This is a genomic window from Magnetospirillum sp. WYHS-4 (assembly GCA_039908345.1).
Classification (GTDB): domain Bacteria; phylum Pseudomonadota; class Alphaproteobacteria; order Rhodospirillales; family GLO-3; genus JAMOBD01.
On the sequence record JAMOBD010000011.1, the window covers coordinates 20,651 to 33,551 of the forward strand.

Below are 12,901 nucleotides of genomic sequence, written 5' to 3' on the forward strand. Positions count from 1 at the left end.
CCATCCGCCGGAATCTCGCTCGACAACCGCGTCAGGTTGCCACCTGTTCGGAACGGCCCTCGGCACTCCACTGAGGCTCGGCCTTCTGGTGTTCGCTCTTGTGAACGTCTTCGAGCCAGATCGGCCGGTACGTATATTCATGATGAAGGGGCTTTGGAAACGCCGGCATTCCAGCGCCCCTTTCCGCCGCCAAGCGTTCCGCGTTCCGCTTGGCGTGGGTGATCCAGGGACGATGCCAGAAAGGATCGGTATTGCCCATCAACAATTGCCTCTCCCGCCGCTTGGCCATCTGGGGGGCCCCGTACACTTCCTGGAGAAAGCGGGCATGCCAGTATTCGAGCGCCGCCGAACTCAGGGTCGCCGTCTCGACGAGCGCGGCTCCCCACCGCCGATGAAGGCTCCAATAGGCATGCCAATCCATGGCTTGGTGAAGCTCCGGATAGTGGGCAGGGTGACTCAGCCACAAGCCGCGTCCCGCATGGGCGTCCCGATAGACTTCCTGGCCAGGATAAGGGGTCAGGATATTGACGCCGACTTCGTCCAGGTTCAGTTCGAGCGCGAAATCGATCGAGTCCCGGATGGTTTCCTCGCTCTCGAACGGATGTCCGATGATGAAGGAGCCGCGCTTCGTGATGCCAAGCTCCTCGAACATGGCGTAGGCGGTCCTGTAATCATCCAGGGTGCAGCCCTTCTTCATCGCCTTCATGATGTCCGAGTTGCCCGACTCGATCCCCATCGTGATCCGGTTGAAGCCGGCTTCCTTCATTCGAACGAGAAGCGCGATGTCGCATATCGTCGAGGCACGGGTCAGGCAATAGAACCCCACCGCTTCCGGAATCCGGCCTTTTCGCTTGAGGTGAATAATTCCGTCGCACAAGGCCATGATACGGTCTTTTTCGATGGTCAGGGTGTCATCGTAGAAGATGAACATCCTGGCCCCATGCCGCTCCACGCAATTGAGGATCTCCTCGATAACCCTCTCTATCGAACGGCAGGCCAAGCGTGTTTGCCGGCTCGTACAGAAGTTGCATCCGAAGGGACAGCCGCGAGCGGTTTGGAGGCCATCGGCCTGAACCAGTCCCACGGACGGATCGACCAACTGGTAGCCCTTCATCCTCACCGCATTCCGATCGGGAAAGAAGGAATCGAGTTCCCCGCCGGTCAGCCGCTGCGGCGCCTTCAGAAGGCGTGGAAACCGGAGATCCCAGACAAACCGATCCAGAACATCTCCGTCCGCCAGGGCACGCATGGGCTTTTCGCCCTCCCAAATCACGCCGTAGTCCACGAACGGGGCCAGATCGTCGATGGTATGCTGGGGCAAGGCGGTGATATGCGCCCCCCCGAACACCGTCGTCGTAGCGGGGCAACGCTCCTTGACCCGGCGAATGATATCGCGGGCGAAGGGATATTCGGGGCTCGTCGACGTGATGCCGACAATATCCGGATTGCTTTTCAACGCCATCTCGACCGTCGATTCAGCATCAAGATGTTCGCGCTCTCCGTCGATAATTTCCGCTTTGTGGCCACCATCCATCAAGTATCCGGCAATACTTAAGAGCCCGAGCGGGGGCATATATTCCATCACATCGTCCCTGTCTATCTTGTATGTCTTCTCGTAGATGTATGACGAGTACGATGGGCGTATCAGAGAAATTCTTGCCATTACATTACTTTCGCGGCAGAATGTAGCTTACTTATTGAACAGGTGGCAGCCTATCTCCAAATATGCCATTCGCCACCTGGATGTTCAACCACTATCGGCCACCCCTATCGGTCGGGTCCGGGCCTCAGCTCGATGGCGGCCACCGCTCGGCGAACTCGCGCATTTCCGGATGCAAGACCGGGATATCGCCCAGCAACGGATAGAGCGTCCCGCATTGCCCGCAGCCCAGGGTCCGTTCCCTTCCCGGCACGCCGGCCAGCGGGGGGCGGTCCGGACAGACCGGGCAGGCCAGGGCCACGGGCCGGGGCAGGCCTTGTCCCGGCTTCCGCGCGACCATGAAGAACTCCGCGCCCCGCCCGCCATCGGCACCGATCCAGGTTGCTTCCGCCACCTTGCGCAGGCCTTTCCGCAATCCGAAGGGCATCGGCTCCCCGGCAGGGGCCGAAACGCCGCCCCGGTTCAGCAGCCACTTCTCGAGGAGCAGGATGGGTTCGAGGATGACGACCATCCATTCGGGAACGAACTCGATGTAATATTCGACCTCCAACCCCGCCTGCCGTGCGACGGCGTGCCAGCCTTCGCGGTCGAAGAAACTGTCGATGCCCTGGTGCCAGCGGGCGAAGCGGGCGCCGGTGGAGTCCAGACGGAAGGCCAGACTGGCATCTCGGAACTTGTCGGTGAATCCGGAGAAGACCGCCCGTCCGCCCGGCGCCAGGACGCGCGCGACCTCCGCCAGGGCCGGCGCCGCGCCACGCTGGCAGTCGTCGATGGTATGAACCATGGCGACCGTCTTCAGGCAGGCATCGGCGAAGGGAAGCGCATAGACGTCGCCACTGACCAGGAACGACGAGCAGCCCTCCCGCTTGGCCTCTAGAAGCGCCAAGGGCGCCAGATCGAAGCCGATGTCGATGGTGCCGGGGGTGAAGACCAAACGCGAATGACGGCCCGCCTGGAACCCGATTTCCATCGCCGGGCCTTCCAGGGCGGCCCGGGCGCGGAACAAGTAGGTCTCCGCCGCCTTGAATAGCGTCAGCATGGGGCGACCGCGCCAGTTGTCGTCGGCCAGAAGATGGTCGAACATCCGGCCGGTCTCCCGGCGGGCCAGGAAATCCGTGTCCGCCGGCTTCCAGGTCGTGGCCAGGGCCGCCATGGAATGCAGGAGCGTCGCGTAGGTTTCCTGACGTCGCGTGAACCCGCGCCCGCGGCTCATGCCCGGCACGAGCTTCCCGGGATGGCCGATCACCGAACGCAAGGCGTTCGTCGTGGCCGGGTCGCGGCATTCGTCGATGAGTTCGACGATGGCCCGTCCGGTCTGGGCGCGCGACAGTTTGAAATGACTGGAATACAGCTGGAACAACTGGGCATAGGTCGAAAAGTCGTATCCGTCGCTTCTTTTCCGGTCGTAGGCCATGGTCCACCGTCACCTTATTCCGGACAACCGGTATTCGGGTTCCGCCCGCCGGATCGCCACCCCGGCCGGCCCGTCGAGACGGGGAGGTCGGTCGGGGTGAAGGGCAAGCGTCCAAATGGCGTCCCCCTGGCGAAGAGTGAAGGACATGGGGCCGCGCGGGGCGGGGAGGATCAAGTCCCCGCCATCCCGGCTTGCCCGGATTCCGGCCCGTTCCGTCCACCAGTCGAAAAAGGCCTCGGCGGTGACGCACCAAGCCCCGGCCCGCCGGGCCGCCCCCAGGGTCGCCTCGAAGGTCGGCCAATGGGGCCCGTAGAAATCCGTCGAGCCGAAAGATCTCGGGTGAATGCCGGCCGCCATCGCGCCCCCCACCCGGGCGGTGGCGCCGACGATGGTCTCGATGGTCTCGGTGGGGTCGTGGGAATTTCCGTTGGTCAGCACGCCGTCCCAAAGCGGCGTCGGAACGAAGATCACCTCGCTGGACCGCCGTTGGCCGTGGTTGTAGCCGCGCACCGGGCCGGCGGCCGCCAGGCGGAACCCGGAAGCGTCCAGGTAGGCCGGGCTGGTATCCATGCCCAGGCCGGCCCGCTCGAGCAGATCGGCGAAGGTCGCCAGATTCAGCTTGAGGAAATGGTGCCGTCCGGTCCGCGGCCGGCGCCCGACCGCCCCGTCCAGGATTTCGGCCTGCAAGGCGATGTCTTCGGGATGACCTTCGGAACTGAAGGCCCCGTATTGCAGGCCGATCTCGTGGCCGCGCGCCATCATGTCGCGGAAGTGGGCCGTGTAGCGGGGCATTTTCAGGATGTCGTAATTGGGATCGTAGATCTTCTGGCGCAGTCGCCACAGCCAGCCCGTTTCCGCCTTCGAGCGGTAGGGGACATAGATGTTGAAGCTGCCCCGCAGGCCCTGGTCCTCGAGCCACCGCGCCACCCGGGGGATACGGTCGTAGGGACCCGGCTTGAACAGGTTCAGTCCTTCCCGCCACCCCGTCCGCAGGGCCGCCCGCCAATTCCGGCCGGGCGCCTTCAGTTGATTGACGACCCGCCGCCGGACGCCATGGGCCTGCTTGGCGCGTTCCAGAAGGTCCTTGCCGTAGGTGTCGAAGTCCAAGGCGACCAGGAAACTCATGGTGAAGCCGGGGGGCGCGCGGTCGACGGTCAGGAACGGCCGGCCGGCCGAGGCGAAGGTCTCCGCCAGCCGGTCCTTGAACCACAGGGCGAGCAGATCGACGGCCGGCACGTCCAGGGGCGGCGGCGTGGTCCGGACGGACCAGGAATCTATGCGCTCGGCACGGCGGGCCGCATCGATTTCCCACCGGGCCGTGGAAAGCTGGTGCACCGCCAGGAACAGGTCGAACGGCCAGGCGTCGCCCGTGTCGCCCCCTACGAAGGCGGCGGCCGGAAGCGTCACCGTTTCCCCCGACGGGAGACCATGGACGCGGGGTTCCCATTCGCCGTCCCCGCCGGCCAGGGGAATATCCAGGCAGGCCGCGCCGGGGCGGGGCATCCGCTTCAGGTCTTGCGGCGGCAGGTAGCGCAGGACGACGGCGTCCGGCGGCAAGTCGGCAAGGCTGTCCGTGGACATCCTTCGACCGCCGAAGGCCAGCCCGGCCGTCTCCCACAGGACGGCCAGGCCGTGGGCGGCCTCGGGCGAGAGGGCGTCACAGAGCAGAACGATCATCGGATCGCCCGTTTCCCAGGGGGCGAAGGCATGGCGTGGGGGGGTCATGGGGTCCGGGACCTCCAGGTCATGCGGCCGACCTTCAGGCCGCGCCGATGGAACTCGGCCGCTTCGTCCAATGTCGGCAAGGGGCGATAGGGCCGTTGGGGCATGGGCTCGCCCGGGCGTTGGCCCTCGGCAAGCCGATCCACCACCTCCAGCACCAGGTCGACGGCCTCCCGGTTCAACGCCGCCATGATGTCCAGCATGGCCAGGCCGGTGCCGTCGATCAGGCGCTTGCCGGCCAGGTCGCCGGCATCGATGGTCTCGACCATGAAATGCGCCGAAACGCCGAAACTTGTCCGGCCGTCCATCATCGCCCAGTAGGTCGGCAGGTAGGAACGGTAGTCCGGCAAATCGCCCAGGTGGATGTTGAGAACCCCATGGCGCGGCAAGGCCAGAGTTTCCGCCTTGAAGAATTCGGACTGGTTGTTGATTACGAGATCGGCGCCCATTTCCCTGATATGGGTACGGAATTCCGCGCCGTTAACCGATGGGAAGCCGCGCCAAGTTACCCCGGTGTCCCGCAATAGGCCATTGATACCGGCCCGGGCATAGAGGAACGAGGCAAGGGCGCCTTGCAAGACATTGCCCCATCCGAGGAGGCGCAACAGGACCCGGACCTTGCGGGGAGTCCGCCGCGCGCCGGCCCGGATGGCCGCCAGTTCCACCGCATGCCCCCGCGCCTTCAGACGGGGCAACAGATCCCGGAAATAGGAATCCTGGGAAAAGGCGCCGTGCGCCGTGCAGAAGACGATCTTCATCCGCCGTCCTCCCCCGCTTTCCTCGGCAATAGCGAAAGGAGGGTCCGGAATCCGTCGTCCCATCCATAGTCCGGGCCGAAGACGTGGGAATGCCAGATGCAGGAGCACTCGCCACCGGTCTCGACGACCTCCTTGACCCAGCCGGCCAGGGCCAGCGGTCTTTCGCTCCCGGTCATCGGCCGGTAGTCGTAGAATTGGGAATCCATGAAGACGAAGGGCAGGACGGCCAGATCGAGCGCCCGCCCCGCCCGATCGTCCCAAGGCCGGAACAGCAGCGCCGCTCCGGCCCGAAAGCCCGGCCGGTCATTGAAACCGAGTGTGGAATCCTCGCGGAAGCCCGCCTGTTCCTGGGCCTTCCAGGAATCGGCCCATGAGAACATCAGCCAATGCTGGCGACAGGCCGTGACGGGCCCGCCCAGGACTCCTTCCAGACGCTCCCGCTGCATCGCCAGTTCGGCGGCCGAGCGATAGGAGGCAGCCGAGGGATGAAGCCCGATCTCCCAACCTTCGGCCTGCAGGACCCGCAGGCTGTCCACCAGTTCCCGGCTCGCCGGCGCAGCGATGTCGTAGCCCGGATCGATCAGCCACGTGACCGGGTTCCGCCATCCCCCCGGCAAGCCCGCGAACACATGGATGCGACTCCGCAACCCTTGCGCCTTCTCCAACTCGCAGATCCGCGCTAGACCGGCGTAGTCGGCCGACGACCAGGCGAATCTCGCCGCATCGGCCAGGGCCCCCCAGGCCTTGCCGCCCCGAAGCCGCCCCGCATGGCGAACCGCGTTGAAGAGATGGAAGGCCGTCCGCTTGCCCCGGATGGCAACCGTCTTCCGGATCGCATCCACGTCATGGCTCAGGTGCAACCGGCCCTCGGGCGCGGGCCCTAAGCCCCCGCCCCCGGACTCCCGCAGGGCCCAGGCCCGGAGAAACAGGGCGATCCGGTTCACCCAGGCTCGCTGCCAAATGCGCGGATCGATCCCCGTCAGACGCACACTGTAGGAATGCACGGGTCCATGGCGGCGCTCGTATTGCCGCTCGGCCTCCCCATGAAGATACCAGGCGATGGCCGACAGCCAGTCCGTGCTCCTCCAGCGATGTTCCTGCTCGCCGGCCCCGGCCAGCGCTTCGGGAACCAGGAGGTTCCCCCCGTCCACTCCCAGATGTTCCGCCCAGGGCGGCAGGGCAACGTCGGCGAGGGCGCAGTCTCCGTCGCGGGGCCAGGACAGGGCGGGAATATCCATCGCCAAGGGAAAATCCGGTGCCGCCGGAAAGTACCGGCGCCCCACCTCGCCCAGGTAATGAAGAATTCGGGAAGGGCGGCGGGACGGGGCGTTCATCGGCAGTCCAGGAACTCGCGGAACCAGAGTTCCAGACACAGGATGCCCCAGGTCTGGCGGAATCCCCCGGAATCCGTGGCAATCGCCGCATCCAGCCCTTCCCGCTTCCACAGCCCCCTTTCCCGGCAGGAACGGCTGTTCAACAGGTCGCAAACGAACTCGCGAACCGGCCCCGCGGCCATCCAGGGCCCGAGCGGAACCGGAAAACCCATCTTGTCGCGGCGATCGAGAACCTCGGGAACGACTCGGCCCCGAAAGGCACGGCGCAGCAAGCGCTTGGAGTCGCCACCGCCGAACTTGAAGCGGGGCGGAAGCCGGGTGGCGATGTCGACCACCTCGATATCGATCAGCGGAACACGGACCTCGAGCCCGTGAGCCATGCTGACCCGGTCCTCCACCTGCAGCAGGGCCGGCAGGGAATTGGCGAGATCGAAGCGGACCATGTGGTTGATGTAGGACCCCAGGGGCTGTCCATCGAAGATCGCGGCGAAGCGGGAGAATACCGCTTCCCGGTCCGCCGCCGACACGACGTCCGGATCAAGGACGGCCTCGGCCTGGGCGAAGCGATTGATGAGCCGGAAATAGCGGGCGCCCATGGCGTCGAACAGGCCATCCTGCCAGAACTGCCGCAGCAGGGGCACGTAGTCCTTGATCATCGGCAGGCTGGCGATCACGTTTTCCAAGGTCACCAGATAGTGCCCGCTCTCCTGGGTGCCGTAGATGGCGCCCTTCAGGGCCTGTTCCAGATAGGCGATCAGATAGCGGGCATAGCCGCCGAACAGTTCGTCGCCTCCCTGCCCCCCCAGCAGGACGGTCACGCTTTCGGCCGCCGCCTTGTTGACCATGTATTGCGGAAAGACGCCCGGACCGGCGACCGGTTCATCCAGCAGACGGACCAGGGTAGGCATCAAGGCCACGAATTCGGCCGCGGTCGGCACGACGTCGTGATAGACGGCCCCAAGGGACTCCGCCACCCGTCGCGCGTACCGGCTTTCGTCGTAGGCCGGCCCCTCGGCGAAGCGCCCGCAGAAGACCTCGATCGGCCGTTCCGAGGCCTGGGCGGCCAGGGTGGCGACGACGGAGGTATCCAGTCCCCCCGAAAGATGGGTTCCCAGCCGCACGTCGCTCCGCAGGTTCCGGCGGATGCTGCGTTCCAGGGCGTTCGTCAGCGCCTCCAGCGCCTCGTCCTCCGCCATCGCTTCGCCGCCGGAGAAATCTGGCGCCCAATAACGTCGCGTTTCCAGGATTTCGCCGCCTCGCCCGCGCACGGCCGTTCCCGGCTCGACCTTGCGCACGCCCCCGAACAGGGTCCGATCCTCCAGGCAATATTGGAAGGTCAGGTACTCCCCCAGGGCCATGGGGTCCAGGCGGGCTTCGAGGGCCGGGTGGGCGAGCAGGGCCTTGATTTCCGAGCCCGCCAGCAAGATGTCCCCCACCGGAGCCAGATAGAGGGGCTTGACGCCCAACTGGTCGCGAACCGCCCACCACTCGCCGCTCGCCCGGTCCACCCAGAGAAAGGCGAACATGCCGTTCAGACGGGGAAAGGCGGCGGCGCCGTCGGCGGCCAGCATCTCGAGCAGGACTTCGGTGTCGGAGGTGCCGCGGAAGCTGTGTCCGCGCCCCGCCAATTCGGCCCGCAAATCGAGATAGTTGGAGATGAACCCGTTGAAGACGATCAGGTGGCGGCCGTCGGCCGTCGCCATGGGCTGGGCCCCGCCATCGGAGAGATCGATGATGCTCAGCCGGCGGTGCCCGAGGCAGAACCCCGGACCAGACGCCATCCCGGACCCGTTGGGCCCCCGGTGGGCTATCGCTTCCAGCATGGCGGCGACGATTCCCCGGAACGCGTCGCCGGAAGCGTCGTTCGCCGCGAATACGCCTACCAGTCCGCACATGGCGTCGATCCAACTCGTTCCCGTATCGGCCATCGGCCAATACCATGTATCACCAAGTCAACCCGACGGATCGCTAAAAATCCGTATCCGTCGTCACGAATCCGCAAGCCGGCGGTGCGTCGGCCGCCCGACTGCGGTATCCTTCCCGGCTTGAACGAAGTCCCCACCCTTGCCATCTAACCTGGGCGAAGGGTGGCGAAGCGAAGGCAAGGCAATCGATGAACCAGCTATCGCTGTTCTGGAGACGGCTTTTCACCACCCGGCGACATGCGGGATCGGGGGACAACAATACCCTGGGGCGGCTGATTCGCCAGGGTTCGGCCTATTATCTGGCTCGCGACGGTCGGGCACGGCCGCCCATGACGATCTTTCTGACGGTGAACGGCCATTGCAATCTGCGCTGCCGCATGTGCGACATCGGCCTGCAGAACCGCGAGTCCATGTTCTACCACAACCTGCGCGGCGAAAGCGGCAGCGACTTCCCCATCGACCGCTACCGATCCCTGATCGACGAGGTGGCCTCGTTCAAGCCCCTTCTAGGCGTCACGACGACCGAGCCGCTTCTTTACAAGCCCATGTTCGAGGCCGTGGATTATGCCCGCCATCGCGGCCTGGACACCAACATCACGACCAATGGACTGCGGGTTGGGGAACGCATCGACGAGATCATGGATTCCGGCCTTTACCGTCTGTCCGTGTCCTTGGACGGGCCTCCGGCAATCCACGACCACATGCGCGGTCTGGCCGGCTGCTACGACCGCGTCGTGGACGGGCTGCGACAGGTCGCGGAACGGAAGCGCGCGCGGGGCCTGGATCGGCCGCACCTGATGGTCAATTCCTTCATCACCGACGAGAATCACGCTCACATCGTCGATTTCGTCGCCGGGCTGCCGCTCCAGGACATCGACATCGTCAATATCAAGCTGATGGCCTTCTTCACCCGGGAGATGGTCGAGCGGCACAACGCCGTCTTCGGCGACCGGTACCCGGCGACGTCGACCTGCTTCCCCGACGACTTCAATCCGGCCAATCTGGATCTCGATGCGGTTTGCCGGCAAGTCGCCGAGGTGAAGGCTCGCTTCGGCGACAAGGTCGCCTTCCATTTCGAACCCGACGCGAACATGCTTCGCCGCTACTATTACCAGCCGGCCGAGTTCATGGACGGCACCAAATGCGTCGTTCCCTGGTTCGTAGCCCAGATCACCAACGACGGCGACTTGGCCGTCTTGACGCGATGCTACGATCTGCGACTCGGAAACATCATGGAACAGCCGTTCCTGGACGTCTGGAACGGCGAAAAGATGCGCGGTTTCCGTAGGGATCTGCGAAAGCACGGCCGGTTCCCCGGATGCGCCCGGTGCGACGGCGTCTTGTACAGGTAAGGGTAGGGCCGATGAACCTGAAGACCTTGACCAAGAATATCCGGGTCCTGGCGGAACGCGGCTTCGGTATCCAGAAATACCCGACCGCCCACAAGAACGCCCACATCCTGCGCCTGCTCGCCAACGGCGCCGCCTATTACCTGAACCGGGACGGCCGCGCCCGGCCGCCCGTGTCCGTCTTTATCCATGTCAACAACCACTGCAACCTCAAATGCCGGTTTTGCGACTACGGGCTGCAGAACCGCGACAGCATGTTCTTCCAGAACCTGGCGGGCGGCCACGCCGCCAACATGCCCATCGAGGATTTCAAGCGCATCGTCGACGAAGTCAAGGGCTTCACCCCTTTCGTCAGCATTCCCGCCACCGAACCCCTGCTCTACGGCCCGTTGCCGGAAGCGATCGCCTACATCCGCCGGAACGGCCTTCATTGTTCCATCAACACCAACGCCGTCACCTTGGAAAAGCGGGCCGAGGATCTGGTCGAAGCGGGTCTGACCAAGATCGTCGTCTCCGTCGACGGCCCGAAGGACGTCCACGACTTGGTGCGAGGCGTTCCCGGCGTGTTCGAGAAGGTCGTGGCCGGCGTGAACCGGCTGGCCGAGGTCAAGCGCGCCAAGGGAGTCGACCACCCGGACATCTACATCAACTACGTGATCGGCGACCAGAACTACGCCACCCTCGAAGACTGCGTCGCCAGCCTGCCCATGGAAGCCATCCGGCAGGTGGATTTCCGGGTGATGTTCTACTGCACGGAAGACTTGGCGGCCCGCCACAATGCCGTGTTCGGCGACAAGTATCACGCCACCGAGGCCTGCCTCAGCGACACGGCCGACCTGGCCTCCATCGATACCGATCTCCTGTGGGATCAAGTCCACCGCTTGACGGCGAGGACCGAGGGCAAGTGCAAGTTCTTCTTCCGCCACGGCCGCCGCGATCTCCACACCTACTTCAACGAGCCGGGAACTTTCCTGGACGACACCCGGTGCGTGGTGGCCTGGTTCGCCATGCAGATTTCCACCGACGGCACCCTGGCGCCTCTGCAGCGGTGCTACCACAATACCTTCGGGAACATTCTCGAACGCGGCTTCGAGGGATGCTGGAACGGCCCGGAATACCGGGCCTTCCGGCAAGACCTGCAAAGGAACGGACGGTTCACCGCCTGCGCCCGGTGCGAGGGCGTCAACTTCTGAGGAACACCCCATGTCCGGCAACGACGTGCTGAGGGGATTGGAGGCGGCGGAACACGTCAAGCCGTCCTTCGCCGAGGCGAAGCGGCCGCTGACCGCCGTTTTGATCCTGCCCCCCGACTGGGGCGCGGTCGGGTCCCTGGTGGCCAGGTATTCGGAAAGCGGAGGCATCGGGTTCAAGCCGCCGCAAGGCATTCTTTACGTCGCGACGGCCCTGCATGCCTTCTCCCCGCACCGGGCCCACGTCATCGACGCGCTGGCCGAAGGACTGTCGTTCGAGGCCCTGGCCCGTCGGGTGGCGGAACTGCGTCCCGACGTGGTGGGCATCTCCGCCTGGACCGACTGGTGGTGGCCCGCCTGGAGAACCGGGGAGGCGATCAAGCGGTCCCTGCCCGACACCCATCTCGTCTACGGCGGGCCGCACCTGGGCATCTATCCGCAGGAAACCCTGGATCATCCCTTCGTCGATTCGGTCATCGTAGGCGACGGGGAAATGCCCTTTCTCTACCTGTGCAACATGTTGGCCAACGGTATCAAGGACCCGGACTTCCCCGGCCTTCATTTCAAGGAACACGGCATCAAACCGCCGCCGGGAACCTTCTTCATCCAGAAGGACCTGGATGCGCTTCCCCATCCGGATCGGCGCCTGCTGCCGATCCGGAATTATTCGTCCGTTCTGGCCAAGAGCGCCTACGTGACGACCATGATCACCAGCCGCGGATGTCCGCACCAGTGCACCTTCTGCAAGCTTAATTTCCAGAAAACCCTGTCGCGCTCGGCCGAAAGCGTGGCCGCCGAATTCGCCGAGATCCAGGCCCTGGGCATCCACGAGGTCGAGATCTACGACGACACCTTCACCAGTTCCCGAAAGCGCGTCGAAGCCATCTGCACCCAGTTGATCGCGAACGGCAACAGAGTGGAGTGGGCCATCCGCGACCGGGTCAACAACGCCGATCCAGAGCTGTTGGCGCTCATGCGTCGCGCCGGGTGCCGACGGGTCCACTACGGGGTGGAATCGGGCAGCCAGGCGGTCCTGGACCTGATGCGCAAGCACACCACGCCGGACAAGGCCCGGCAAGCCATCCGCGCGGCCAAGGACGCGGGCCTGACGGTGTTGGCCTTCTTCATGCTGGGCAACGTCGGCGAGACTCAGGACGACATGCGGACCACCATCGACTTCGCCGTCGAACTGGACCCGGACTTCGCCGAATTCTCGATCACCATTCCTTACCCGGGGACCGAGATGTACCGGCAATGCCTGGCCGACGGCACCATCCAGAGCGACTATTGGGCGGCCTTCGCCCGTCGGCCGGAAGAAAATTTCCGGCCGCCGCGCCTGGTCGAAAGCCATGCCACCCGCGAGCAACTGGTCGCCATGCGGAACCGGGCGGTACGGAAATTCTACTTGCGGCCCAAGTATCTGTGGAAAGCGCTGAGGGAGGTTTCGAGCCTGGGCGAGCTGACGCGTAAGGCCCTGATGGGGTTGCGCCTGGTCAATTCGGCCTACACCCCGTTCAGCCCCTATTCGCGGCGTGACCAGGAACCCTGA

The 12,901-nt window shown here is 64.8% G+C and carries 9 protein-coding genes; 3 read left to right on the top strand and 6 right to left on the bottom strand.

Features of this window, described 5'->3' with window-relative positions:
* Positions 1-31: 31 nt before the first annotated feature.
* The 6 genes from H7841_05465 to asnB form a co-directional block, all read right to left on the bottom strand.
* Positions 32-1,663, bottom strand: coding sequence for a B12-binding domain-containing radical SAM protein (locus H7841_05465; GenBank protein ID MEO5336325.1), 1,632 nt, complete (start codon positions 1,661-1,663; stop codon positions 32-34).
* 124 nt (positions 1,664-1,787) lie between these two features.
* Positions 1,788-3,074, bottom strand: coding sequence for a methyltransferase domain-containing protein (locus H7841_05470; GenBank protein ID MEO5336326.1), 1,287 nt, complete (start codon positions 3,072-3,074; stop codon positions 1,788-1,790).
* Between the two features lie 9 nt (positions 3,075-3,083).
* Positions 3,084-4,799, bottom strand: a complete 1,716-nt coding sequence (locus tag H7841_05475; protein ID MEO5336327.1) for a hypothetical protein — start codon at positions 4,797-4,799, stop codon at positions 3,084-3,086.
* Positions 4,796-5,554 carry a hypothetical protein gene (locus H7841_05480; protein MEO5336328.1) on the bottom strand — a complete coding sequence of 253 codons (759 nt, stop codon included), beginning with the start codon at positions 5,552-5,554 and terminating at the stop codon, positions 4,796-4,798. Before H7841_05480 ends, H7841_05475 begins: the two co-directional genes overlap by 4 nt.
* Positions 5,551-6,888 (bottom strand): hypothetical protein, encoded by a 1,338-nt coding sequence (locus tag H7841_05485; GenBank protein ID MEO5336329.1) that lies wholly within the window; start codon positions 6,886-6,888, stop codon positions 5,551-5,553. The genes H7841_05480 and H7841_05485 overlap by 4 nt, the downstream gene beginning before the upstream one ends.
* Positions 6,885-8,816 carry an asparagine synthase (glutamine-hydrolyzing) gene (gene asnB / locus H7841_05490; protein MEO5336330.1) on the bottom strand — a complete coding sequence of 644 codons (1,932 nt, stop codon included), beginning with the start codon at positions 8,814-8,816 and terminating at the stop codon, positions 6,885-6,887. The genes H7841_05485 and asnB overlap by 4 nt, the downstream gene beginning before the upstream one ends.
* Positions 8,817-9,001: 185 nt before the next feature.
* Here asnB and H7841_05495 point away from each other — a divergent pair, with 185 nt between their 5' ends.
* The 3 genes from H7841_05495 to H7841_05505 are packed head-to-tail and all read left to right on the top strand — an operon-like array spanning position 9,002 to position 12,901.
* The gene (locus tag H7841_05495; protein ID MEO5336331.1) at positions 9,002-10,165 is read left to right on the top strand and encodes a radical SAM protein; all 1,164 of its coding nucleotides are present in this window, start codon (positions 9,002-9,004) and stop codon (positions 10,163-10,165) included.
* Between the two features lie 11 nt (positions 10,166-10,176).
* Positions 10,177-11,355 (top strand): radical SAM protein, encoded by a 1,179-nt coding sequence (locus H7841_05500; protein MEO5336332.1) that lies wholly within the window; start codon positions 10,177-10,179, stop codon positions 11,353-11,355.
* Between the two features lie 10 nt (positions 11,356-11,365).
* Positions 11,366-12,901, top strand: a complete 1,536-nt coding sequence (locus H7841_05505; GenBank protein MEO5336333.1) for a B12-binding domain-containing radical SAM protein — start codon at positions 11,366-11,368, stop codon at positions 12,899-12,901.

What these genes read in the sequence shown, in the direction of transcription:
- H7841_05465 (MEO5336325.1), bottom strand. Translation starts at nt 1,663, where the DNA reads ATGGCAAGAATTTCTCTGATACGCCCATCGTACTCGTCATACATCTAC.
- H7841_05470 (MEO5336326.1), bottom strand. Translation starts at nt 3,074, where the DNA reads ATGGCCTACGACCGGAAAAGAAGCGACGGATACGACTTTTCGACCTAT.
- H7841_05475 (MEO5336327.1), bottom strand. Translation starts at nt 4,799, where the DNA reads ATGACCCCCCCACGCCATGCCTTCGCCCCCTGGGAAACGGGCGATCCG.
- H7841_05480 (MEO5336328.1), bottom strand. Translation starts at nt 5,554, where the DNA reads ATGAAGATCGTCTTCTGCACGGCGCACGGCGCCTTTTCCCAGGATTCC.
- H7841_05485 (MEO5336329.1), bottom strand. Translation starts at nt 6,888, where the DNA reads ATGAACGCCCCGTCCCGCCGCCCTTCCCGAATTCTTCATTACCTGGGC.
- asnB (MEO5336330.1), bottom strand. Translation starts at nt 8,816, where the DNA reads ATGGCCGATACGGGAACGAGTTGGATCGACGCCATGTGCGGACTGGTA.
- H7841_05495 (MEO5336331.1), top strand. Translation starts at nt 9,002, where the DNA reads ATGAACCAGCTATCGCTGTTCTGGAGACGGCTTTTCACCACCCGGCGA.
- H7841_05500 (MEO5336332.1), top strand. Translation starts at nt 10,177, where the DNA reads ATGAACCTGAAGACCTTGACCAAGAATATCCGGGTCCTGGCGGAACGC.
- H7841_05505 (MEO5336333.1), top strand. Translation starts at nt 11,366, where the DNA reads ATGTCCGGCAACGACGTGCTGAGGGGATTGGAGGCGGCGGAACACGTC.